Annotated in this window: 24 protein-coding genes; 16 read left to right on the top strand and 8 right to left on the bottom strand. The window is 67.0% G+C overall.

The genetic code is table 11. The features are described 5' to 3' along the window. Positions 1-13: 13 nt before the first annotated feature. Positions 14-1,282 (bottom strand): hypothetical protein, encoded by a 1,269-nt coding sequence (locus EZ304_RS00685; protein WP_142805936.1) that lies wholly within the window; start codon positions 1,280-1,282, stop codon positions 14-16. 71 nt (positions 1,283-1,353) lie between these two features. Here EZ304_RS00685 and aat point away from each other — a divergent pair, with 71 nt between their 5' ends. The 3 genes from aat (at position 1,354) to EZ304_RS00670 (ending at position 2,984) form a co-directional block, all read left to right on the top strand. Next, on the top strand, positions 1,354-2,094 hold the full coding sequence (aat, locus tag EZ304_RS00680) for a leucyl/phenylalanyl-tRNA--protein transferase (protein ID WP_142808046.1): 741 nt from the start codon (positions 1,354-1,356) through the stop codon (positions 2,092-2,094). Between the two features lie 86 nt (positions 2,095-2,180). Further along, positions 2,181-2,399: a translation initiation factor IF-1 gene (gene infA, locus EZ304_RS00675; protein ID WP_005409596.1), complete on the top strand. Its 219-nt coding sequence runs from the start codon at positions 2,181-2,183 to the stop codon at positions 2,397-2,399. 201 nt (positions 2,400-2,600) lie between these two features. Continuing rightward, a complete protein-coding gene (locus tag EZ304_RS00670) occupies positions 2,601-2,984 on the top strand; it encodes a hypothetical protein (protein ID WP_142805935.1) in 384 nt (127 codons plus the stop codon). A gap of 75 nt (positions 2,985-3,059) precedes the next feature. Here the strand turns inward: EZ304_RS00670 and clpA are convergent, their stop codons facing one another. Next, positions 3,060-5,345, bottom strand: coding sequence for an ATP-dependent Clp protease ATP-binding subunit ClpA (clpA, locus tag EZ304_RS00665; RefSeq protein ID WP_099552257.1), 2,286 nt, complete (start codon positions 5,343-5,345; stop codon positions 3,060-3,062). Positions 5,346-5,483: 138 nt separating this feature from the next. Between clpA and EZ304_RS00660 the strand changes: the two genes are divergently transcribed. After that, on the top strand, positions 5,484-6,296 hold the full coding sequence (locus tag EZ304_RS00660; RefSeq protein ID WP_142805934.1) for an APH(6) family putative aminoglycoside O-phosphotransferase: 813 nt from the start codon (positions 5,484-5,486) through the stop codon (positions 6,294-6,296). A gap of 106 nt (positions 6,297-6,402) precedes the next feature. Here the strand turns inward: EZ304_RS00660 and clpS are convergent, their stop codons facing one another. Beyond that, complete coding sequence (gene clpS, locus EZ304_RS00655; RefSeq protein WP_005409592.1) at positions 6,403-6,729, bottom strand: ATP-dependent Clp protease adapter ClpS; 327 nt, start codon at positions 6,727-6,729, stop codon at positions 6,403-6,405. Between the two features lie 112 nt (positions 6,730-6,841). Between clpS and EZ304_RS00650 the strand changes: the two genes are divergently transcribed. The 8 genes from EZ304_RS00650 (at position 6,842) to EZ304_RS00615 (ending at position 12,338) form a co-directional block, all read left to right on the top strand. After that, a complete protein-coding gene (locus EZ304_RS00650) occupies positions 6,842-7,312 on the top strand; it encodes a hypothetical protein (RefSeq protein ID WP_111112597.1) in 471 nt (156 codons plus the stop codon). Between the two features lies 1 nt (position 7,313). Further along, positions 7,314-7,775 carry an NUDIX hydrolase gene (locus tag EZ304_RS00645; RefSeq protein ID WP_142805933.1) on the top strand — a complete coding sequence of 154 codons (462 nt, stop codon included), beginning with the start codon at positions 7,314-7,316 and terminating at the stop codon, positions 7,773-7,775. After that, positions 7,772-8,914 carry a tRNA 2-thiouridine(34) synthase MnmA gene (gene mnmA / locus EZ304_RS00640; RefSeq protein WP_099552261.1) on the top strand — a complete coding sequence of 381 codons (1,143 nt, stop codon included), beginning with the start codon at positions 7,772-7,774 and terminating at the stop codon, positions 8,912-8,914. The genes EZ304_RS00645 and mnmA overlap by 4 nt, the downstream gene beginning before the upstream one ends. Next, positions 8,911-9,525 (top strand): high frequency lysogenization protein HflD, encoded by a 615-nt coding sequence (gene hflD, locus EZ304_RS00635; RefSeq protein ID WP_010485865.1) that lies wholly within the window; start codon positions 8,911-8,913, stop codon positions 9,523-9,525. The genes mnmA and hflD overlap by 4 nt, the downstream gene beginning before the upstream one ends. Positions 9,526-9,780: 255 nt before the next feature. Beyond that, the gene (locus tag EZ304_RS00630; protein ID WP_142805932.1) at positions 9,781-10,935 is read left to right on the top strand and encodes a methyl-accepting chemotaxis protein; all 1,155 of its coding nucleotides are present in this window, start codon (positions 9,781-9,783) and stop codon (positions 10,933-10,935) included. A gap of 98 nt (positions 10,936-11,033) precedes the next feature. Further along, positions 11,034-11,249, top strand: coding sequence for a hypothetical protein (locus EZ304_RS00625; RefSeq protein WP_049446361.1), 216 nt, complete (start codon positions 11,034-11,036; stop codon positions 11,247-11,249). A gap of 97 nt (positions 11,250-11,346) precedes the next feature. Beyond that, positions 11,347-11,694, top strand: a complete 348-nt coding sequence (locus EZ304_RS00620) for a hypothetical protein (protein WP_142805931.1) — start codon at positions 11,347-11,349, stop codon at positions 11,692-11,694. A gap of 137 nt (positions 11,695-11,831) precedes the next feature. Then, entirely contained in the window at positions 11,832-12,338 is a 507-nt protein-coding gene (locus EZ304_RS00615; RefSeq protein ID WP_142805930.1) for a hypothetical protein, read from the top strand. Positions 12,339-12,479: 141 nt separating this feature from the next. Here EZ304_RS00615 and EZ304_RS00610 read toward each other — a convergent pair whose 3' ends face one another. After that, on the bottom strand, positions 12,480-15,239 hold the full coding sequence (locus EZ304_RS00610; RefSeq protein WP_099552265.1) for a bifunctional diguanylate cyclase/phosphodiesterase: 2,760 nt from the start codon (positions 15,237-15,239) through the stop codon (positions 12,480-12,482). A gap of 131 nt (positions 15,240-15,370) precedes the next feature. On the opposite strand from EZ304_RS00610, the gene EZ304_RS00605 reads away from it, so the two are divergent. Together EZ304_RS00605 and EZ304_RS00600 are read left to right on the top strand one after the other, a co-directional pair. Further along, positions 15,371-17,473, top strand: coding sequence for a PAS domain-containing sensor histidine kinase (locus tag EZ304_RS00605; RefSeq protein ID WP_142805929.1), 2,103 nt, complete (start codon positions 15,371-15,373; stop codon positions 17,471-17,473). Positions 17,474-17,477: 4 nt separating this feature from the next. Next, entirely contained in the window at positions 17,478-19,250 is a 1,773-nt protein-coding gene (locus EZ304_RS00600) for an EAL domain-containing protein (protein WP_032127372.1), read from the top strand. Between the two features lie 93 nt (positions 19,251-19,343). On the opposite strand, the gene EZ304_RS00595 is transcribed toward EZ304_RS00600, so the two are convergent. The 4 genes from EZ304_RS00595 to flgA form a co-directional block, all read right to left on the bottom strand. Further along, positions 19,344-20,564 (bottom strand): ATP-binding protein, encoded by a 1,221-nt coding sequence (locus tag EZ304_RS00595; RefSeq protein ID WP_142805928.1) that lies wholly within the window; start codon positions 20,562-20,564, stop codon positions 19,344-19,346. Between the two features lie 91 nt (positions 20,565-20,655). Continuing rightward, on the bottom strand, positions 20,656-20,994 hold the full coding sequence (locus EZ304_RS00590) for a flagellar protein FlgN (RefSeq protein ID WP_006366325.1): 339 nt from the start codon (positions 20,992-20,994) through the stop codon (positions 20,656-20,658). Further along, on the bottom strand, positions 20,991-21,296 hold the full coding sequence (flgM, locus tag EZ304_RS00585; RefSeq protein WP_142805927.1) for a flagellar biosynthesis anti-sigma factor FlgM: 306 nt from the start codon (positions 21,294-21,296) through the stop codon (positions 20,991-20,993). Before flgM ends, EZ304_RS00590 begins: the two co-directional genes overlap by 4 nt. Positions 21,297-21,371: 75 nt before the next feature. Then, positions 21,372-22,028 carry a flagellar basal body P-ring formation chaperone FlgA gene (gene flgA, locus EZ304_RS00580; protein ID WP_099552268.1) on the bottom strand — a complete coding sequence of 219 codons (657 nt, stop codon included), beginning with the start codon at positions 22,026-22,028 and terminating at the stop codon, positions 21,372-21,374. A 260-nt stretch (positions 22,029-22,288) separates the two neighbouring features. On the opposite strand from flgA, the gene EZ304_RS00575 reads away from it, so the two are divergent. Further along, entirely contained in the window at positions 22,289-23,233 is a 945-nt protein-coding gene (locus EZ304_RS00575; RefSeq protein WP_005409577.1) for a chemotaxis protein, read from the top strand. Between the two features lie 138 nt (positions 23,234-23,371). Next, positions 23,372-23,767 carry a flagellar basal body rod protein FlgB gene (gene flgB, locus EZ304_RS00570; RefSeq protein WP_099552270.1) on the top strand — a complete coding sequence of 132 codons (396 nt, stop codon included), beginning with the start codon at positions 23,372-23,374 and terminating at the stop codon, positions 23,765-23,767.

Below are 23,767 nucleotides of genomic sequence, written 5' to 3'. Positions count from 1 at the left end.
GAGGACGCTGTGCTCAGGTGCACTGCCAGAAATGCCCACTCACCCGGCACTTCGCGCACCAGAACGTGTAGAGCATGCCGCCACTGCCCCACAGCAGCGTGCCTTCAGTCGTGGTCGGCAGCGTCGAGTCCAGCTGCATCACGAAGGGCATCTCCTCGCCGCAATCGATGCACGCTGGGTACCACGCACTCTGCACCCAGCTCGGTGCGCCGCCCACGCGCGACAGGTTCTGCCGATGGTTGGACTGGCCCCAGTCCTGCTGCTGCCAACGCGCACTGTCCATGGCGGCCAGACCCACCTCGGCACGCAACAGGTCACCGCTGTCGGTCGGCGCGGCCGGCACCTCCAGACGCTGGCTGGGATGGCAACTGGGCAGGCCGATGGCATCGTGGCGATAGAAGCGCACGGGCGGGTCTTCCCAGCCGCAGCAGTCCAGGCAGAGGCCCAGCGTGATCTCGCCCGCCGCACCCGGCTGCAGCGCGGCAGCGTCGGTTCTCAGCAGGCGCTGCAGCGGTGCATGGCAGCTGCCACACAACGCTTCCAGCCGCCCTCCCATGTGTCCAGCATGGCGCACCTGCCCACCACTCCAGGTCGGATGCAGGCGCCAGATGCGCTTGCGCCAGCTCGGCTCGTCCGCCTGCTGCGCACGATGCTGCTCACGGCCGAAGCGGATATGCAGCGGCTGCTCGTCATGCAGGTGTCGCGGCTGCGGCCCGTCGGCGACGCCGGCCCAGTGCGCCCAGACCTCGGCATCCAGCCGCCCCCAGTCGACCACGTAGCCGCGGGCAACGGCGTAGGTCTCAGGCAGGGCGGCAAGCAGCAGCGCCCTGGCCCGCGCCATTTCGCGATCATCATCGGCTTCGGCCAGAATCTGCGCCCAGTGCGCGGCAATGGCAGGGGGCAAGCCCCGCCATACTTGTGAGGCCAGCTGCAGCTCATCTTCAATGGCCACCGCCAGCAACGCCTCCCAGTCCTCCTGCAGCACCCGCGGCGCCTGGTAGCTGGCGAACTCCACTACGCTGGCCAGCAGTTCACCGCGCTCGCCGTCGCGATAGCGGCGCCAGGCCTCGGCGCAGACCGGCTCGACAGCTTCATCGGGCAGCAGGTCCAACGCCATGTCGAGAAAGGCCGAGCCGGGTGAACGCCGGGCAAGGGCCAGCAGCATCAGCACACCGAGCTGGACCGGCTGCTCAGTCGCCAGCACCAGCAGCATGTTCTGGCTGTCGTTGCGGGTGCGCGGGGTGTCGTGCACATCGAGGATGGCAGTGATCGACTCACTCATGCGGGGCTCCTTGCCGATGGAGACTGATGGTGCCAGACATCGCCGATCACCACGACGAATACAATGCCGGCATGACCCGTCAGTTGCCCTGGCGCCTGGCCGATACGCCTGACGCCCCCTTTCCTCCGGCCGAGAGCGCGCTGCGCCAGCCTGATGGCCTGCTCGCCGTCGGCGGCGACCTGCATCCGGTGCGCCTGCTCAATGCCTACGCTGGCGGCATCTTCCCGTGGTTCAGTGAGGGCGAGCCGATCCTGTGGTGGTCGCCGGACCCACGCGTGGTGTTCCGCACCGGTGGCGTGCATCTGTCCAGCCGCTTCCGCCGCCAGTTGCGCAGCAGTACCTGGGAGATCACCGCCGACACCGCCTTCAGCCGTGTGATGCGTGCCTGCGCTGCGGCACCGCGGCCCGGCCAGGACGGCACCTGGATCAGCCCTGCGATGGTCGAGGCCTACAGCCAGCTGCACGACCTGGGCTTCGCCCATTCGTTCGAAGTCTGGGACCGGCAGACCCTGGTCGGTGGTATCTACGGGGTGGCAATCGGGTCGATGTTCTTTGGCGAGAGCATGTTCAGTGGCGCCAGCGGCGGCTCCAAGATCGCCCTGGCCGCCCTGGCCTCCACCCTGCATGGCTGGGGCTGGGAACTGATCGATGCCCAGGTAGAGAATCCGCACCTGCTGCGGATGGGTGCCGAGCACCTCCCGCGCGCGGAATTCCTGCAGCACGTGCGCCGGGCCGTGCGCGTTGACGGCCGGGAGGGCCCGTGGACCCGGGCGGTCGGACGCTTGCCAGCACGGCGTTTGGCCGGGGGTTAACACAAACTTTGCAAGCTGGCGCTGTCACGCGTAAAATACCGCGCCTTAGGCCCAGCGTGGCCGTTTTCTGAACCGCACAGGACTACATGTCGAAAGACGATTCCATCGAGTTCGAGGGCACCGTCAGCGAGACGCTGCCGAACACCACTTTCCGCGTTCGTCTGGAAAATGGGCACGAAATCATCGCCCACATCTCCGGCCGCATGCGCAAGAACTACATCCGCATCCTCACCGGTGACCGGGTCAAGGTTGAAATGACCCCGTATGACCTGACCAAGGGTCGTATCACCTACCGCATGAAGTAAGCGGTCGGCGCCTGGCGCCATTTCGACAAGGCCAGCCCTGGTTGCTGGCCTTTTGTCATGCCCGGAATCCGGCCCTGCCGGAGGTCACCATGACCGAGCTCACCGTGGCGTCGGTCAGCCCTGCTTGCGGCAGATTCGCGCTAGCAGCAGCCGCGGCATCGTGGGAACCGATCCAGTCCGGATCGCCGCCCCCGCCCGATCATGAACGCCCTGCTCCCGCACGTCCTGCTGCCGGCAGTTCTGCTGGTCAGCCTCCCCCTGGCGGCATTCGCCGCTGAACCCACAAAGCCCTCCAATCCGTCCGAGTGCCTTGCCCTCGGCAGCCATCGCGATATCCGCCCCTCCAGCACGGAACGCGAGGTGCTGCTGCGTGACGGTGACAGCCACTATCGGGTGCATCTGCAGAAACGCTGCCTGGGCGCTGCCGCCTCGGCCAGCTACGTCTTCTTCACGCCAAGTACGCCTGAGCGGATCTGCGGTGACGCCCGCAGCACCCTGAAGACCGACAGCAACCACTGCGTCGTGACCCGGATCGAACCGATCGATGCGGCGACCTTCAGGCGCCTGGCGCAACAGGGGCGATGAGTTGCAGCACATGCAACAAGGGCGGCCTAAGCCGCCCTTGTTTCCCAACCGCACCGGGATCGGTCCGGCGCGACGTTACTCCACCGTCACCGGCAACAGGCGCTCCGGCTCGGCCTGGGTCTCGACCACCAGCTCGTCGTCGCGCACGTCGATGCTGACCTTGCCGCCGTTGACCAGCTTGCCGAACAGCAGCTCGTCGGCCAGCGGGCGCTTGATCTTGTCCTGGATGACGCGGGCCATCGGGCGGGCACCCATCAGCGGGTCGAAACCATGGTGGGCCAGCCAGTCGCGCGCCGTCGGGGTGGCCGACAGGCTGACGTGCTTGTCCTGCAACAGCATCTCCAGCTCGATCAGGAACTTGTCGACCACGCGCAGGATGTGCTCGAAGCCCAGCGCCTGGAACTGCACCACCGCGTCGAGGCGGTTGCGGAATTCCGGGGTGAAGCTGCGGCGGATGGTCTCCATCGCGTCGGTGGCATGGTCCTGCTTGGTGAAGCCGATCGAACGCCGCGAGGCCTGCGCCGCGCCAGCGTTGGTGGTCATCACCAGCACCACGTTCTTGAAGTTCGCTTCGCGACCGTTGGTATCGGTCAGCACGCCGCGGTCCATCACCTGCAACAGGATGTTGAAGATGTCCGGATGCGCCTTCTCGATCTCGTCCAGCAGCAGCACGCAGTGCGGCGTCTTGACGATCTTCTCGGTCAAGAGGCCGCCCTGGTCGAAGCCGACGTAGCCCGGAGGAGCACCAATCAGGCGGCTGATCGAATGCGGCTCCATGTACTCGGACATGTCGAAGCGGACCAGCTCGATGCCCAGCTGCAACGCCAGCTGCTTGGTCACTTCGGTCTTGCCGACACCGGTCGGGCCGGCGAACAGGAAGTTGCCGATCGGCTTTTCCGGGTTGCCCAGGCCCGAACGGGCCAGCTTGATCGCCGAGGACAGCGTCTCGATGGCCGGGTCCTGGCCGAAGATCACCATCTTCAGGTTGCGCTCCAGGTGCTGCAGCACATCCTTGTCGGTGGCACTGACCTGCTTGGCTGGGATGCGCGCCATCTTGGCCACGATCGCCTCGACTTCCTCGACGTCGATCAGCTCCTTGCGCTGGCCTTCCGGCAGCAGGCGCTGGCGGGCGCCAGCCTCGTCGATCACGTCGATGGCCTTGTCCGGCAGCAGGCGGTCGCCGATGTGCTTGACCGACAGGTCCACTGCGGCCTGCAGCGCCTCGTCGGAATAGGTGACGCCGTGGTGCAGCTCGTACTTGGACTTCAGGCCCTGCAGGATCTCGTAGGTTTCGCCCACGGTCGGCTCGACGATGTCGATCTTCTGGAAGCGGCGGGCCAGCGCCCGATCCTTCTCGAAGATGCCACGGTATTCCTGGAAGGTGGTCGAGCCGATGCAGCGCAGCTCCCCGGAAGCCAGCGCCGGCTTGATCAGGTTGGACGCATCCATGGTGCCGCCCGACGCCGACCCGGCACCGATGATGGTGTGGATCTCATCGATGAACAGCACCGCGTTGGGCACCTTCTTCAGCGCCGTCAGCACGCTCTTCAGGCGCTTCTCGAAGTCGCCACGGTACTTGGTACCAGCCACCAGTGCGCCCAGGTCGAGCGAGTAGATCACCGCGTCGGCCAGCACGTCGGGCACCGAGCCTTCGATGATGCGGCGGGCCAGGCCCTCGGCGATGGCGGTCTTGCCCACGCCGGCCTCGCCCACGTACAGCGGGTTGTTCTTGCGGCGGCGGCACAGGACCTGGATGGTGCGCTCGATCTCGTCGGCACGACCGACCAGCGGGTCGATGCGACCGGCCCGGGCCTGTTCATTGAGGTTGCTGGCGAACTCGGTCAGGGCATCCCCCTTCGGCTCGCCCTCCCCGCCTTCGATGCGGCCTTCGCCCTCGGACGAGGAGGACGGCTGCTCGCCTTCCTCGCCCAGCTTGGCGATGCCGTGGGACAGGTAATTGACCACGTCCAGCCGGGTCACGTCCTGCTGGTTGAGGTAATAGACGGCGTGGGAGTCCTTTTCGCCGAAGATGGCGACCAGCACATTGGCGCCGGTGACCTCCTTCTTGCCCGAGGACTGCACGTGGTACACGGCCCGCTGCAGCACGCGCTGGAAGCCCAGGGTCGGCTGGGTATCGCGGCCGTCATCTTCGGCCAGGCGGGACACGGAAGCCTCGATGGCCTGCTCCAGCTCCTGGCGCAGGCGTTCGGCGTCGGCGCCACAGGCCTTCAGTACGGCCTGGGCGGACGGGTTGTCGAGCAGTGCCAACAGCAGGTGTTCGACCGTCATGAACTCATGCCGGGCCTCACGGGCGCGCTTGTAGCACTGGCCGATGGTGTGTTCGAGGTCTTTGCTGAACATGGATTACTCCGGCGGCAGATGGGGACAATATGCGGCCTGACTACGCGTTTTCCATCACCCTAGCGGATTGCTGCGTTCAGATGGCGTTAGCAGTACAGATCGCTTGATCTTCATTCACTCCAGGACAGCCCACCCAGCATGAGCGAACCCTACCTGAGCCGCTGGCGATTGCGGCGTGATGGCGCGGCCATCGACACGCCCCATGCCCGGCTCTGGCCGGTGCTGACCACCGCCGGCGAGCCGGCCATGCTGAAGATCAGCGGCGAAACCGAGGAGCAGAACAGTCATCGCCTGCTGCGCTGGTGGGAGGGCGATGGCGCTGCCCGCCTGCTGGCCCACGAGGGGCCGGCGATCCTGATCGAGCGTGCCGGCGGCGACTCGCTGCGGCAACGTTCGATCGACGGCGACGATGACGCCTGCACCACGATCCTGTGCCAGGTCCTGCAGCGGCTGCACCGGCCACGGAGCGCGCCGCCAGCGGAACTGGTCTGCCTGCGTACATGGTTCGCCGACCTGCTGCAGCCAAGGGCTGCGCTGCCGCCACTGCTGGAACAGTGCAGATCACTGGCGGAGGGGCTGCTGCAGGACGAACAGGAGATCCGGCCGCTGCACGGCGACCTGCACCACGACAACGTGCTGGATTTCGGCGCGCGCGGCTGGCTGGCGATCGACCCGAAGCGGCTGCTGGGCGATCGGGCCTTCGATTACACCACGCTGTTCAGCAACCCGGACCTGTGCGGTCCAGGCATCCATGTCGCGACGCGACCGGAACGGTTTGCGGCTCGCCTTGAACAGGTCACAGCGCTGGCGGAGCTGGAACGCACGCGCCTGCTGCGCTGGATCGCGGCCAGCATGGGGTTGTCGGCGGTATGGTTCCGGGATGATGGCGACCCGGCCGACATTGATGAGACCGTGGCACGAATGGCGCTGGAGGCACTGGCGGAGGGATGAAACCCACCCCTTGGGCGCCCACCCTGGTGGGCACGATGCGTGAGGCGTAAGCACACCTTGGCGAAAGGCAGCCGAGCATCGGCTCGGCGCCACAGGTCGGGGCCGGTCAGGCCTTTTCCATGGTGCACAGCAGGGGGTGCTGGTTCATCCGCGAGTACTCGTTGACCTGGGCAACCTTGGTCTCGGCCACTTCGCGGGTGAACACCCCGCACACGCCACGGCCGCGGGTATGGACGTGCAGCATCACCTGCGTGGCCTTGTCCAGGTCCATGCTGAAGAACTGCTGCAGGACGTCCACCACGAAATCCATCGGGGTGTAGTCGTCGTTGAGCAGCATCACCTGGTAGAACGGCGGCGGCGCCACTTCCGGGCGCGCGGCCTCTACGGCGACGCCGTGCTCGTGCTGGGAATCGGGGGAAGACTCATGGGGCATCGGGCCATTATAGAGGCTCGGGCGAGCCTGCGTCGGCCCGCCGCAGATTGGACGGCACGCACGCCCGCCGTCACAATTGCACCCTCTCTCAGCAATGTTTCACAGGATCTTCATGAAAAGGACCCTTCTCTCCACCCTGCTGATCGCCCTGGCTGCATCCGGCTCCGCCGCTGCAGCAGACGCCGACAAGGCCGTGGCCCGCCACCTGGACAAGCTGGGCTACACCTACGAAGTCGATGAGGACGGCGACTATCGCATGGTCTTCGACGTCGAGGGTGACCGCACCCAGATGGTCTATGTACGTTCGTCGGTGGAGGATTTCGGCACCCACAACATCCGCGAGATCTGGTCGCCCGCTTACAGCGCCAAGACCAAGCAGTTCCCGGTGGCCGTGGCCAACCGCCTGCTGGAAGATTCGCAGGATGCCAAGATGGGCGGCTGGGTAAAGCAGGACACCACCGCCATGTTCGTGGTCAAGATCGACGCCGATGCCACTGCCGACCAGCTCAGCGACGCCATCGATGCGGCCATCCGCACCGCCGACGCCATGGAGCTGGAACTGACCAAGAAGGACGAGTTCTGAGTTGAACGCCACGCCGGACCCGCGCTGGGCACCGCACGCCACCGTCGCCACTGTCGTGGTCGACGGCGGCCGCGTGCTGCTGGTTGAAGAGACCATTGACGGCCGGCAGGTGCTGAACCAGCCGGCCGGCCACCTTGAACCCGGCGAAAGCCTGGCCGAGGCAGCCCTGCGCGAGACACGCGAGGAAACCGGCTGGACGGTGCAGCTGACCCATTTCATCGGCTGCTACCAGTGGACTGCCGGCGACGGCACGACCTTCCTGCGCTTCTGCTATGCGGCGCGCCCGGTCTCGCATGACCCGGCGCAGCCGTTGGACACCGGCATTGATCGCGCGCTGTGGCTGACCCCGGCCGAACTGCAGGCCGCCGGCGATCGCCAGCGCAGCCCGCTGGTCTGGCAGGTAGTGGCCGATTACCTGGGTGGCCAGCGCCACCCGCTTTCGCTGGTCCGGGAGGTCGCATGAGCACTCCGCGCGTGATGGTGGGCGTCTCTGGTGGTGTCGACTCTTCGGTCGCCGCCTGGCGCCTCGTACAGCAGGGTGAGGCCGTGGCCGGCCTGTTCATGCAGAACTGGGCCGACGATGGCAGCGGCGACTGCCGCGCCGAGGACGACCGCCGCGATGCGGTGGCGGTGTGCGGCCTGCTCGGCATTCCCTTCCACTTCCGCGATTTCTCCAGCGAGTACTGGCAGGGCGTGTTCGAACACTTCCTGGCCGAGTACGCCGCCGGCCGCACGCCGAACCCGGACGTGCTGTGCAACCGCGAAGTGAAGTTCAAGCATTTCCTGGATGCCGCCCGCGAGCTGGGCGCCGAGCGCATCGCCACCGGCCACTACGCACGGGTGGCCCAGCGCGGCCACCAGTGGCTGCTGCTGCGCGGCGCCGACCGCTCCAAGGACCAGAGCTACTTCCTGCACCAACTGGGCCAGGAGCAGCTGTCGGCGACCCTGTTCCCGATCGGCGACCTGGAAAAGACCGACCTGCGCCGGATCGCCCGTGACGTCAGCCTGCCGACCCACGCCAAGAAGGACTCCACCGGCATCTGCTTCATCGGCGAGCGTGACTTCCGGGAGTTCCTCGGCCGTTACCTGCCGGCCAAGCCCGGCCAGATCCTCGACCCGGCCGACGGCAGCGTCATCGCCGAACATCCGGGCGTGTTCTATTTCACCCTCGGCCAGCGCGAGGGCCTGAACATCGGCGGCGTGCGCGGCCGCCCGGCCGCACCGTGGTACGTGGTCGGCAAGGATGTGGCCAGCAACGTGCTGTACGTGGACCAGGACCGCGACAGCAAGTGGATGCTGTCCGACCGGCTGCGCTCGGAAACCGCGCACTGGATCGCCGGTTCGCCGCCGGCACGGCGCTTTGAATGCACCGCCCAGACCCGCTACCGCCAGCCCGACGAGCCGTGTACGGTCGAGGTGCTGGACGATGGCAGCGTGCTGGTCACCTTCGCGCGCCCACAGCGCGCCGTTACCCCTGGTCAATCGCTGGTGCTGTATGACGGTGATGTGTGCCTGGGTGGCGCGGTGATCGCCGCCACCGATGCGCCGCTGGAACAGCGCCTGCGCACCACCCCTTCCCCTTTTGAGGTAATCGCTGCATGAGTTTCACTGTCGACGACCGCGTCCTGGCCCTGGCCGGCATTGCCCAGGCCCTGCAGCAGGTACGCCGCATCGCCGATACCGGCCATTCCGACGCCGCCGCCGTACGCACCGCCGTGGACAGCGTGTTCCGTGTCGATGCGTCCTCGCCGCAGGAGGTGTTCGGTGACCGCCATGCACTGAAGGCCGGCCTGCGCCTGCTGCACAACTACTTCCGTAGCCAGGGTCAAGACCCGATCCTGCCCAAGCTGGCCCTGTCGGTGCTGCAGCTGGAGCGCCGCTTCGTGCAGGACGGCGCCACCGTGAACAAGGTCGCCTCGGGCATCGAACGCGCCCAGCGCCAGGCCACCGAGCTGGGCGACAGCGGCCATCCGGACGTGCTGGCCAATCTGGGTGGCCTGTACGCGGACACCATCAGCCACCTCAAGCCGCGGGTGATGGTGCAGGGCAACCCGCACTACCTCGGCCAGGCCGGGGTGGTGGCCGAGATCCGCGCCCTGCTGCTGGCTGCGGTACGGTCGGCAGTGCTGTGGCGCCAGCTGGGCGGCAGCTACTGGGACTTCCTGTTCAGCCGCAAGGCGATGATCGAGGCCGTGGACCGGCAGCTGGCCTGAGGGTGTGGGGTCAGAGCCCTTTTCCATGAAAAGGGATCCGCCCCCGCCGCTGCCTTCCCAGGGGTCGGATCCCTTTCCGGCACGGAAAGGGCTCTGACCCCGAGTCGCCCGGCCGCGCCGGAAAACCGGCGCATTCAGAATGCACTTCGAGGCACATCGACGTTAAAGAGAAAGGGGGTACGGCCGATACATCCTCCGTGCACCTCCCGAGAACGTCCATGTACTCACGCATTTTCATCCGTCTGGCCGCCCCCCCTGGCTCTGACCCTGCTGCTCCCCTTCGCCATCGGTTTCGAATGGCCGGCCGCCCTGCGCTGGGCGATCCTGACCACGATGACGCTGAGCTGGCTCGGCTTTGCGTGGTGGACCACCCGCGCCCAGGCGCACCGTTCCCCGGAACATGCCCGTGTCCTGCGTGAGCAGGACCAGCTGCTGACCGAACTGCGCAACTTCGTCGGCAACGAAATCGACGGTTCGCGTGGCGAAGTGGAACGCGCCCGTGACCTGATCCGCCAGGCCGTCTCCAGCCTCGGTGGCAGCTTCGATGCGATGAACCGCAAGTCGCGCCAGCAGAGCCAGGCCCTGTCGCGCATCGTCGACCGCGCCGGCGATGAAGGCAATGCCGGCCTGGACGTTGCCCGTTTCGCCCAGCACGCCAGCCACCGCATGGAACAGCTGGTGGAAGCGCTGGAACAGGTGAGCGGCCAGAGCAGCACCACCGTGCAGCACATCGACCAGATGGCGCAGCACCTGGATGGCATCTTCGCATTGCTGGAAGACGTCAAGTCGATCGCCGACCAGACCAACCTGCTGGCCCTGAACGCTGCAATCGAAGCGGCGCGTGCCGGTGAAGCCGGTCGTGGCTTCGCGGTGGTCGCCGACGAAGTGCGCAACCTGTCCGAGCGCTCGACCACCTTCAACGAGCAGATCCGCAAGCTGGCGCACAGCTCCAAGGACGCCATCGCCAAGGTCCGCGAGACGGTCTCGCACATGGCCTCGCGTGACATGGACCGCTCCCGCGAAGCCCGCCAGGAAGCAGCGGCAATGCTCGACAACGTCGCGCAGATCAATGCCTCGCTGGGCGACGGCATGCGCGAAGTGTCCGACTGCGCCCGTTCGATCGATGGCAGCGTGGCCGAAGCCGTGCGCGCCCTGCAGTTCGAAGACATCGCGACCCAGGCGCTGGGCGGCGTGCACACCCACCTGGACCGCCTGACCGCGATCAACCGTGAAGCGGTGGCCCTGCAGGAACTGCTGCACCGCAATGGCGGCGTGTTCGACGAAGAGATCGCCACCGCCCTGCAGCGCACCGGCAGCCGCCTGCGCGAACTGCGCAGCGAATGGGAGCGCCCGCCGCACAAGCCAGTTGCCCAGCAGAGCATGGGCGCCGGCACCGTCGAGCTGTTCTGATCCTGATGTCCGCTGCCCTCGCCGGCAGCCCGCAAGGCCCCGGTTCGTCCGGGGCCTTTGCCTGTGACCCGCCGTTGGATGCATCCTGTACGCGCACCATGACCCTGATCCGCGCCCTGCCCTCCCTCACCGACACCGAGCGCCCGCGCAACGCGAGCGTGCGTGAGCAGCTGCAGCAGCTGGAAGAGGTCGCCCGCGAAGAGATCCGCGAACTGCAGCAGCTGGCCGATGCACGTCCGGCGCCGTCCCGCGCGGACGAGGAGCTGCTGGGGCTGGCGTGGGACCTGGGGCTGGATGGCGAAGCCCTGAAGTAGATCCACGCCATGCGTGGATGGCTGTCACCGCCACCCGCTCCAAACCCATGGCATGATCCGGCCATGCCACCTACGGCTGGACACGGAGTGTCGTCGCATGAGCACCACGTTCATGACCTGGCTGGGATTTGCTGCGATGGTATTCATCGCCGTCACATTCACCTGGCGCCCCGCCTACGCCACCTTGCGGCCGCCCCGGCATCGACCTGTCGCGTTCCTGTTCGGCAGCCTGCTCTTCATGCTGATGGCCTTTCTATGTGCCTGGATGGCGGCAACTGCGATCAACACCGGGCATGTCCATCTAAGCCACCACCGCGCCGGCACCATTGATGCATGGCGGGACATCGAGCCGGTGACGTATTGGCTGATCATCGTGGCGGCGTACGTGGTCGGACTGATGATCGCCAGCTATTCCATTGCAGGCATTGCGTTGATGAACCGATAGATCCACGCCATGCGTGGATGGCTTTCATCTGCCGGTGTGACGCCTGGCCCTCGCCGCAACATCCGCGCATGGCGCGGATCTACCGGGGTGGCGAAATCGTTGTGGCATGATGCCCCGGTCCCGTTCATGGAAGACCGATGGCCATCGCCCTGATCGCAGTGCTGTTGATCGAGACCATCCTTCTGATGGCGTGGGTGGCCGCCTATTTCAGCTGGGGCATCACCCTGTTCAATGAGCGCATCGCGGCGTCACCGGCCATGCAGGCCCGGCTCTCGCTGGGCAACCTGGAGCGTGACCTGCCGCAGGACAGATGGCTGCAACTGGCCTTCCATGCGCTGCCCGACGGCAGCATGGCGTTCCGCGAGAGCTTCGCGCCGAGCTTCGGCCTGCGCTACTTCCCGGTGATGCGCGGTCGTATCGTACTCAACGCGCGACGGCACGAAGTGCGGGTGATCGGCCTGTGCAGCTGGTTCGTGGCAACCCTGTCGCTGCTGCTGTTGCCACTGGTGGCGATGCGCCCGATGGTGGCACCCATGCTGCTGGTGCTGCCGTTGTTCCTGGCCAGCTATCTGGTCCAGAAGCGGCGCTACGCTGCCATCGTGGAAGCGCTGCGCATGCAGTTGAAGGCGGAGTTTCCGAGGTAGATCCACGCCATGCGTGGATGATCGAGAGGCACGGGCTTCCGTGCCGACCAACGGTCGGCACCCACCAAAGTCGGCACGGCCAGTAGATCCACGCCATGCGTGGTTGATCGCGAAGTGCCGGCACCTACCAACGTCGGGTTGTCAGCGCACCAGCACCGCTTCCCCGCTGGCGTCGGTGCGCATCGGCGCCGGCTGCGGCTGGCGCAGCCACTGCGCCAGGTCACGCGGGCTGAGCGGGCGCGAGTACAGGTAGCCCTGGATTTCGTCGCAGCCCTGGCGGCGCAGCATGTCCTCTTCCTGGTGCGTTTCCACGCCCTCGGCCACCACCTTCATGCCCAGCGCGTGGCCCAGGTGCACGATGGCCTGGGTTACTTCGGCCGTGCCAGAATCATGCAGCATGCCCTGCACGAAACTGCGGTCGATCTTCAGGCGGCCCACCGGGAATCGATTTAGGTAATTGAGGTTGGAGAAGCCGGTACCGAAGTCATCCACCGCCAGCGGTACGCCGTGCCGTTCCAGCACATCGAAGCAATGGCGCAGGATGTCGGTGTCACGGATCAGCGCCGACTCGGTCAGCTCCAGCTCCAGCCGCTGCGGTGGCCAGCCATGGGCGTGGCAGATTTCGATCACGCGCTCGGCAAAGCCGCGGTCACGCAGCTGCACCGCCGAGACATTCACTGCGATGCGGTCGAAGCGCAGACCAGCGCGGTCCCAGGCCGTGGCCTGGCGGCAGGCCTCATTCAGTACCCAGTCGCCGATCCGTACGATCTCGCCGCACTTCTCGGCGATGGGGATGAACTCGGCCGGACTGCAATAGCCAATCCCGGGTCGGTGCCAGCGCAGCAGCGCCTCGATCGCCGGCGGCTCGCCGTGATGGGCATGCAGCAGCGGCTGGTAGGCCAGGCTGAACTCTTCGCGCTCGATGGCACCGTGCAGGGCATGCTCAAGCTCAAGCTTGCGCTGGATGCGGGCCAGCGCGTCCTGGCTGTAGTACTGGTAGGTATTGCGGCCGGCTTCCTTGGCTGCATACATCGCCGCATCGGCGGCACGCAGCAGGGAATCGAAGTCGGTCTGTGCGTCACCCAACATCGCAATGCCGACGCTGGCGCCCACCTTCAACGTTGTTTCGCCCCGGCGCAGCGGCTCGGCCAACGAAGCGATCAATTTGCGTGCCACATGGCCCGCATCCTCCGGCTCGGCCAGGTCGCGCAGCACCACGATGAATTCATCACCACTGAAGCGGCCGAACAGATCGTTGTTGCGCAGGTTCTGGTGCAGCCGGGTGGCGGCCGCCTTCAGCAGGGCGTCGCCGGTGGCGTGGCCGAAACTGTCGTTGATGGTCTTGAAGCCATCCAGATCGATGAACAGCATCGCCAGCGATGTGCCGCGGTCGCGCGCCTCTTCGATGGCTTCGGCGGTCTGTTCGCCGAGCAGCACGCGATTGGGCAGGCCAGTGAGCAGATCGTAATGGGCCAGCAGCTCGATGCGCTCGTTGGCCTCGCGCTCCCGAGTGATGTCACGGAACAGCACCACGAAACGCGGCGGCAGCCCATCACGGCGGTCCAGTTCGATCAGCACCTGCACCCAGACGCGCAGGCCGGACTGCCGGTAGAAGCACAGGTCCAGCTGCTCGGGCAGCCCACCATCAGCGATGCGCCCCAACGCCGCTTCGAAGGCGTTGCGTGAATCCTCGGTATACAACGCCAGCGCCTGGTCGAGGGTGATCGGTTCCTTGCGCAGGCCGTGGATGCGGTAGCACTCCTCGGTCCACTGCATGTGCCGGGTCTGCACCTCGATCTCGCAGCCGCCGATGCGGCCCAGCGCGGAGACGCGGTTGAGCAGCTCGGTGCGCCAGCGGATCAGCGCATCGGTCTGGTGCTGCTCGGTGATGTTCTGCACCTGTCCGAGCAACCGCTTGGGCTGTCCGTCCATGTCCAGCAGTGGCTGCATCCACAGCCGCAGGTGCTGCGATGGCTCAGGGCCGCGGGTCAGTTCCAGCTCGAGATTGGCGGCGCGGCCATCGCGCCACAGCCGCCGCCAGGCCGCACGCAGTGCACCACGTGAACGCGGATGCAGCTGCTTCAGCCAGCGGCGCTGGCCGGGCACGGCGCCCTGCTCCAGCGCCAGCAGCGAACGCAGCTCCGGCGACCACCAGAAGTGACCGCTGTTGGGGTCGAACGACCAGCTGCCCATGCTGGCGATGCGCTGGGCCTCGCTCAGGTGCAGCTGCTGTTCCTGAAGCAGCCCTTCCAGCTGCTTCTGCTGCTCGATATCGGTATGGGTGCCGACCATGCGCAACGGCTGGCCATCGGCGGTGCGCGCGACCACGCGGCCCCGGTCCAGCACCCAGCGCCACTGGCCATCGGCCTGGCGGAAACGGAACTGTGCGCTGTACTGCTCGCTCAGCCCACGCAGATGCTCGTCCAGTGCGAACCGCACCTGGGCGATGTCCTCGCTGTGCACGCGCGCCAGTATCTCGGTGGCGGTTTCATCGCCCAGTGCCGGGGTGCGCACCACGCGGTCGCTGGGAATGTCCCAGTCCCACAGGCTGTGGCCGGCGCTGTCCAGCGCGAGCTCCCAGCGCCCACCGCCGCCGAGCGGAACCGGCTCGGGAATGCTCAACGTGAAGGCCAGCAGATTGCCGGCGCCATCATGCACAGCGCGCAGGTGGCCGTCGTAGTGCCCGTGCGGGCCACCCGGCAGCGTGCAGGCAACGATGCCGCCATCGGCCGCCATCAGGCGCAGATCCTCCAGCATCGGCGCATAGGCGGCCACGGTGGCCGGCAGGCCATGCTCGCGCGCAGCCGGATTGGCCGCCAGCGGGCGGCCCGTGCGGTCGACGATGACCAGCGCCGACGCAAGCGGGTGCTGCAGCAGGCTGGCGATGATCCCTTGGTCCACGCGATCTTGCTCCGGATGACACGCCCGTCAGCGGGGCACGCAGTGGTTAACGGCGCCTGCGGCGGATAATTGAGTGGTCAGGGCACACCCGCGCGGTAAGATGGCCAGCGCCCCTTTCATCCAGCCCGTCCATGCCTGCAGAACCGACCGGCACCGCCCCTGTTCCCGACCCGCGGATGGCGCAGGCGCTGAGCCGCGACCGGCGGCGGGTGGTGCTGAGCTACCTGGTGATGGCATTGGCCTGGATGATCGCCTCCGACAGTGCCGTGCAGGCGCTGGTGCCGGATCCGCAGCAGGCGGCGATGTGGCAGAGCGTGAAGGGCTCGTTCTTCGCACTGGCCAGTGCCGGCCTGCTGTACCTGCTGCTGCGACCGCTGGCCGAGCACGTGCTGCACACCCATGCACGCCAGCAGGCCTCGGAGCTGCGCCTGCGGCAGATGTTCGAAGGCAACCCCGGCCCGATCCTGGTCTACGACCTGGACACGCTGGCGATCCTCGACGCGAATCCGGCGGCCTGCAGCGCATTCGGCTGGGAGCGCGATGAGCTGCTGGAGCAGACCATCGACTCGCTGTGGCCACCCGGCCAGGATCAGGCGCTGCAGACCAAGCTGGAGGCGATCCGTGAAGCACCCGAGGAGCTGTGCGTCCTGCGGACCCAGCTGCAGCTGCGCGACGGCTCGCTGCGGCAGATGGAACTGCGCTCCAACGCCATCAGCTATGACGGCCACAATGCCCGGTTGCTGATCGCCATCGACCGCACCGCCGAAGACCTGGCCCAGTTGCGCCGCGACCAGGCACTGGCCCGGGTCGAGGAAGCCCACGAGCTGGCGCGCATCGGCGCCTGGGAACTGGATCCATCCACCGGCATGGGCCGCTATTCCAACCAGGTCTACCGACTGCTTGGCCGCCGGCCTCCGGAAGCCCGTCGCTGGCACCGCTTCGATGAGCTGCTGGTGCCCGCCGACCCCGCCACCGCCACCCAGACCGAGCAGCTGCTGGCCGAGCTGTGCTCGGGTGATCCGGTGCAGGTGGACGTATTGCTGCCCCTGCTGTCGATGGATGGCCGCGCCTTGATGGTGCACCTGCGAGCCGCCAGTGGTGTCGATGAGTCCGGTCGCAGCCGCGTGCTGGGTACCCTGCAGGACGTGACCGAGCGCGAGCAGTCGCGACGCCTGCTGCGCGAGCGCGAAGAACAGTTCCGCGAGCTGGTGCGGGTACTGCCCGATGGCGTGGTGATCCTCTCCGATGAGCACGTGCTGTACACCAATGCCTGGGCGGCCAGCCTGTTCGGCTATGGCAGCCACACCCTGCTGGGTGAGCCGCTGTCGGCGCTGGTCGCTGCCGGTGATCTGGCGCGCGTCCGCGGCCAGCTGCGCGCCGGGCAGCCACACCTGGGCCCCGGCCACAGCAGCGTGGTGGCCATGCAGCGCGCAGACGGGCGCAGCTTCCATGCCGGCCTGGCGGTCGGCGAGGTGCGCTACGGCGGCCGCGACTGCAAGCTGCTGATCGTGCGTGACCTGAGCGATTCCGAACGGACGCGCAGTGCACTGGAAACCAGCAACCGCGAACTGCAGGCGATGGCCGGCCGGCTGTTCTCGCTGCAGGAGGACGAACGCCGCGCGATCTCGCGCGACCTGCATGACGACATCGGCCAGGCGATCACGGCGATCAAATTGTCCGCCCATGCGGCGCAGGACGAGCATGATCCACAGCGCCGCGGCGAGGACCTGGCACAGATCGTCAGCCTGGCCGACACCACGGTGGCCAAGCTGCGCGACATCTCTACCCTGCTGCGTCCGCCGCAGCTCGACGCGCTGGGCCTGGAAGCAGCCCTGAGCTGGCAGGCACGGGTGCTGTTCCGTTCGTCGCCGGTGGAACTGCTGGCCGAGATCGAGCCCCTGCCGCACCGCCCCGACAACAGCATCGAACAGGCCTGCTTCCGCATCGCCCAGGAAAGCCTGACCAATGTGCTGCGGCACGCGCGCGCCAGCCAGGTACAACTTCAGCTGCGCGACGTCGGCAAGCGCGGCCTGCACCTGCAGATCCGCGACGACGGCGAGGGGTTCGACCCGGACGGTCCGCGCGGCCTGGGCCTGATCGTAATGCGCGAGCGTGCGCAGAGTGTCGGCGGCCATGTGCGGATCGAATCCGCACATGGCGAAGGCACCCTGATCGACGTCCACCTCCCCTACCAGGCGGCCAGCATGGCTGCCGTCGATTCACCGGAATACTGAGCCTATGTGGAATCCCAACCAGCCCCCGGTCAGCATCGACGATGCACCCGACCGCCTCGGTGCCGGCAACCCCGAGCTGCAGGCGATGGTCGCCGAGGCGGCCTCCGGCGGCACCGCGCTGATGCTGATGCACGTGGACATCGACCACTTCGCTTCGGTGAACGAGAACATGAGCGCCGAGGTAGGTGACCAGGCGCTGGTGCTGGTGGCGCAGCGGTTGCAGTCCTACCTGCGCGGCCGCGGCAAACTGTGGCGGCATGGCAGCGACGAGTTCCTGATCGCGGTGCCGCGCACCGCCGACGTGCCGCTGCCGGAGGACTTCGCCGAGGAGATCCGGCAGCAGATGGAGCTGCCCCTGTCGGTGCTGCCGTACACATTGTTCATGACCGGCAAGCTGGGCGTGAGCCTGTGCCCGGACCATGCCAGCAGCACCTCGCGCCTGCTCGACCACGCCGAGGATGCGCTGTACCAGGCGGCCCGCGAAGGCGGCAATGCGGTGCGCATCCACGCAGTGGATACCCCGCCGAGCGCGCACAGCGAGAGCATCATCGCGCGCCAGATCGTCGACGCGATCCCCAATGGCGAGCTGAAGCTTCGCTACCAGCCACTGGTCAGTGCCCGCGACGGCCACGTGGTGGGCATGGAGGCGCTGCTGCGCTGGCAGTCCCCCACGCTGGGCATGCTGGTGCCGGAGCGCTTCATGCGCACCGCCGAGCGGCTGGGCATCATCGTGCAGATCGGCACCTGGGTGCTGGAAGGCGCACTGAAGCAGGCCCGCCTGTGGCGCGACCAGGGCTTCGACGACTTCACCATCGCCGTGAACGTCTCCACCCTGCAGTTGTTGCGGCCGAACTTCTTCGCTGAAGTCATGGGCCTGATCCAGGCTGCAGGCGTGCCGGCGCAGATGCTGACGCTGGAGATCAACGAAAGCGCGCTGACCAACAACGTCAACTTCGTGCACGAGACGCTGGCCAACCTGCGCAACGAAGGCATCAGCCTCAGCCTGGACAACTTCGGCACCGGCGATTCCAGCCTGAGCGCGCTGGTGCGTTACCCGGTGGACAAGCTGAAGATCGACCGCAGCTTCATCAAGAGCGCGCCAGCCGGCAACCGCGAGGCGGCCATCGCCCGCGCGATCATCGCCATGGGCCACCAGCTGGGCATGACCGTGATCGCCAACGGCGTGGAATCGCAGGCCCAACTGGGTTTCCTGCGCCGCAACGACTGCGACGTGTTCCAGGGCTACCTGTTCGGCGAGCCGATGTCGGCCGATGCCGCCGGCATGACCCTGCGCCGACGCTACCTGCGTCCGGAAGCCTTCGCCGAAACGCGCCCGGACCGGACACTGCTGCTGCTGGATGACGAGGAGAACGTGCTGCGCTCGCTGGTGCGCCTGTTCCGCCGCGACGGCTACCGCATCCTGGCGGCCGGCAACGTGCGCGATGCATTCGACCTGCTGGCGATCAACGACGTGCAGGTGATCCTGTCCGACCAGCGCATGAGCGACATGAGCGGCACCGAGTTCCTGGGCCGGGTGAAGATGCTGTACCCCGATACGATCCGCCTGGTGCTGTCCGGCTACACCGATCTGAACACCGTGACCGACGCGATCAACCGTGGTGCGATCTACCGTTTCCTGACCAAACCCTGGAACGACGATGAGCTGCGCAAGCACATCCACCAGGCGTTCCGCACCTATGAGGAGCAGCGCCGCAGCAACGCCGGTCCGGCGCCGGTGGAAAGCGGAGATGGCGGTGAGGATCGCCCGTTGCGGTGATGATCCTCTCTGGTAGAGCCGGCCGCTGGCCGGCTGCTCTGGATATCGGGTTCAATGAGGTTGCCGGCCAGCGGCCGGCACGACCGGAAGCGGTCAGCGCGGCTGCTTCACTGGCAACACCACGCGGAAGCGCGAACCGACGCCCGGGGTACTGTCCAGGTCGATGCGGCCATGGTGCTTGTTGATGATGCTGTAGGAGATCGACAGGCCCAGGCCGGTGCCGCTGCCAACAGGCTTGGTGGTGAAGAACGGATCGAAGATGCGCTGCCGCAGTTCCGGCGAGATGCCTCCGCCAGTGTCCTCGAATTCGACCCACACCTGGTCACCATCGACACCGGTACGCACGGTGATCGTGCCGCGCTCGGCGATGGCGTGGCCTGCATTGAGCAGCAGGTTCATGTAGACCTGGTTCAACTCCGACGGCAGGCACTCCACCAGCGGCAGCTGGCCGAACTCGCGATGCAGGGTGACCTTGTACTTGAGCTCGTTCCAGATGATGTTGATGGTCGATTCCAGCCCTGCATGCAGGTCGACCAGCTTCCACGATTCGTCGCGGCCGGAATACGAGAAGTCCTTCAGGTCACGCACGATGCGGGTGACCCGCTCGATGCCTTCGCGCGATTCGGCCATTAGCTGCGGCAGGTCACGGCTGATGAAATCGATGTCCAGGCGGTCACGGATATCGTCGATTTCCGGAATCAACGCCTTCGGGTCCGGTGCCCGCAGGGCGCGTTCGTAGGCTTCAATCACCGTGAACAGGCTGCGCAGGTACTCCTGCAGGCTGCCCAGGTTGGAGTGCACGTAGCCGATCGGGTTGTTGATCTCGTGCGCAACGCCCGCGGCAAGCTGGCCGATCGAGGCCATCTTTTCCAACTGCAGCAGCTTCTCCTGGGTGCCGTTCAGGCGCAGGTAGGCCTGGCGCAGCTCCGCATGGCGCTGCTGCAGCTCGCGCTCGTAGTCTTCCTGCCCTTCGATATGGCGGAACAACGCCAGGAAGTGCCCCTGGCCCACCGGACCGTGGTGGTAAAGGTGGGCGATGACCACCCCCTCTCCCAGCGGCAGGCTGCCATTCCAGTGACCATGCTGCCGCGCCTGTTCCAGCGCATCGGGGGGCAGCAGTTCACGCAGCCGCTGCGGCGGCGGCAATGAACCTTCCCCGCCGCCGGCCAGCAGGTTCTGCGCGGCCGGATTGGCCAGCGCCACCTGCCCGTCTTCAGTGAACAGCAACAGCCCTTCGCGCAGGCGCTCAAGCAGGGCCTGCAGCACCGGCTGCGGCGGAAGGGGGGCGGTAACCAGGGCGTTGGCAGCGGACACGGCGACTCGGGGCATTCGAACAGGCGCCCAATATACGCGGTCACGCAGCGGGCTTCAGCCCGCGGGGGTGGGTAGTGCGACCGCCGTCGCGTCAGGCGACGGCGAGTGGGCGGCGGGCAGTAACGGTGTGTGACTGGCCCTTGGCGTCATAGGCCGAGGCGTCTTCGGTACGGCCCAACTGGCGCAGTGCCCAGTTGACCTCGCGCCGGCGCCGCGAAAGCAGCACGCCGTTGGCGCGGTTGCGCTCGGCCAGTTCCTGCAGCTGTTCGCCCTCGCCGACCGGCGGTGCGCCTTCCAGCGCTCGCAGCGCCTCCAGCTTGGCGCCGGTGGCACGGATCAGGGCGTGCACGTCGTGCTCGACCAGGGCCTGGCGCTCAACGTCCAGGGCCTGGGCGAGACGCTGCAGCGGCTCGCTCATCGCTGCGGTCATCCCTGCAGCTGCTGGTCCAGATCGAGCATGCGCGATGCAATCGCGTCCGGATTGATCTTGTAGGTGCCGTTCTGCAGCGACTCGCGCACGGCGGCCACACGCTGGGCGTCGATCGCCGGGGCGGTGGTCAGCCCACGCTCGATGGCCTGCAGATTGGTGGCCTCGCCGGTCAGACGCAGGCTGTCGGCTGCCTCGACCGGGCGTGCCGGCGAATCGCTGCTGACGCCGGGCTTGCTGGCCGGGGTCGTCACGCTGCGCAGTGCCTGGGGGACCTGCAGGTTGCCGTCGATTTTCTGGCTCATGGGGTGTCCTGGAGTTGCCGTTCACAAGGGATAACGGCCTCAGGGCCGCGATCTTTAGGGATATTTTGCGGTAAATCAACGCGCCACGATTACGTCACCTGCGGCGTCGACCGTGCCCTGCACGATCCGCCGCGAGGACAGGTTCTCCACCGAGACCCGTTCATTCTCACCGGCATCGCCCATCGCGCGACCGGCAATGCGGACCTCGACCGAGCCGCGACGTGATACCAGGGCCACACTGTCTCCTCGCTTGATGAGACGCTGCACCACCAGATCGTTGTTCGACAGCAGGGCCCCGGCCTGCAATGGACGGCGGGCGATGCGACCGATCGCCGCGTTGGGATCGGCCAGCACAGCACCGGCAATCCGGGCCGCGTCACGCTGGGCAGTCGTGATATCGGCGGCGGTGAGGGTTTCTCCAGTGCCGATTCCACGGTTGAGCACCAGCACGGTCTGGTTGCGCCGCACCTTTACCGGCACGAACAGGCGCCAGCCGCCCGCGTCGGGGCAACTGACCTCGACCGTGGTGTTGGCAGTGGGCTGCACCTGCAGCGCGCCGCCACACTTCGGCAGGCGCAGCGCATCGGCCACCTGGGCCTCGCCCTCGCTGCCCGCCGGCAGGGTCGTCAGCGCTGCGGCGCGGATGCTGGCTACGGGCTGCCAGTCGGAGGCCGCCGCCCACGGCGAGGCCAGGGCAAGCGCGACGGCCAATAGAGATGTGACCCGGCGCATGGCGCCTCCTGTCGATGGGACCTGGCCCAGCTGCGTGCAAGGGGCGTGCCAGAGCGACGGGGCCTGTTGAGCGAGTCCGGGGTGGGGATGCGACCGGATGGGTAGAGTCGACTGTCAGTCGACTTTCGCGCGAAGCGCGGGGGTTCCCACGAACGGATCGAAGAGCAGTCGACTGACAGTCGACTCTACAGAAGCGGTGTGGAGCACGCGGGCGGCACACCACCCTCAAGTTCTGCCGCCTCAGCGCCGATACAGCAGCCATGTCCCATGACCTGCTCAACCGGATCGACCAGCGGACCCGCCTGGCCGGCCACAACCGCCTGGCGCTGCTGCTGTTCCGTCTCGGCGGACGTCAGCTTTTTGGCGTCAATGTCTTCAAGGTGCAGGAAGTCCTGCGGCGCCCGGAGCTGTTCCAGGTGCCCGGGCTGCCCAGCCAGTTCTCCGGCGTGGCCGACGTACGTGGCCGCTCGGTGCCGGTGCTGGATCTCGGCCTGGCCATCGGCCATCCCGAACGCGAGCCGGAGGCCGACACCTCGCCCGGCTATCTGGTCGTTACCGAGTTCAACCGCTCGATCCAGGGCTTCCTGGTCAGCGGTGTGGAGCGCATCGTCAACATCGCGGTGGAAGACATCCATCCGCCACCGGAGCTGGGCGCCGAATCGAGCTACCTGACCGCCGTAACCCGCTTCCAGGGCGAGCTGATCCAGGTCATCGATGTCGAAAGCGTGCTGGCCGACATTGCCCAGGTGCGCGGCGAGGCGGTGCTCGACCCGGCGATGGCAATGCCCTCCGACGGCCCGCAGCTGCAGGTGCTGGTGGTGGATGACTCGCGCGTGGCGCGCCAGCAGATCCGCAGCGTGCTCGACCAGCTGGGCGTAGGTGCCACCCTGCTCTCCGACGGCAAGCAGGCACTGGACCACCTGCTGCAGATCCACGCTTCCGGCGAGAACCCGGCCGAACGCTACGCCATGGTCATCTCGGACATCGAGATGCCGGCCATGGACGGCTATACGCTGACGACGGAAATCCGGCGCCATCCGGGCCTGGCCGGCCTGTATGTGCTGCTGCATACCTCGCTGTCGGGCGTATTCAACAATGCGATGGTCGAGCGCGTGGGTGCCAACGCCTTCGTCGCCAAGTACTCGCCGCACGAGCTGGCCGACTTCGTGCTGGACCGCCTGCGCAAGGTGGCGTTGGCGGCCTGACGTCCACTGATCCGCTAGTGCCGGCCGCTGGCCGGCATTCGCAGATCTATCGGGGAGCCGGCCAGCGGCCGGCACTACCCTCTCGAATTTGGCACACCCCTTGCAGCTTCCCGGGCAACGTTCCCGTGGGAGTGCACCGTGCGCAACCTGATTACCGACTACCTGGGCGTCCATGCCCAGGCCATGCCGTTGCGCGAACAGCGGATGAAGCTGATCGCCAGCAACCTCGGCAATGCCGACACTCCCGGCTACAAGGCCCAGGACCTGGACTTCGATGCCGCCCTGCGCCATGCCCAGGGGCTGGATGCCAACGGCCTGATGGCCACCACCCACGAGCAGCACTACGAGATCAGTAGTGGCCTGAACCCGTTCCAGATCGCGCGCGACGGCGTGCAGCCCAGCCTGGACGGCAACACCGTCGATCCCGATGCCGAGCGTGCGGCCTATGGCCGTGCCGCGCTCGAGTACCGCGCTTCGCTCAGCTTCGTCGAGAGCAAGGTGCGTTCCATGCTGACCGCGATCACGGGGCAATAA

The sequence above is a fragment of the Stenotrophomonas maltophilia genome (genome assembly GCF_006974125.1).
Taxonomy (GTDB): Bacteria; Pseudomonadota; Gammaproteobacteria; order Xanthomonadales; family Xanthomonadaceae; genus Stenotrophomonas; species Stenotrophomonas maltophilia_O.
The sequence above is the reverse complement of the archived record's forward strand: the minus strand, read 5'-3'. Positions and strand labels throughout refer to the sequence as shown.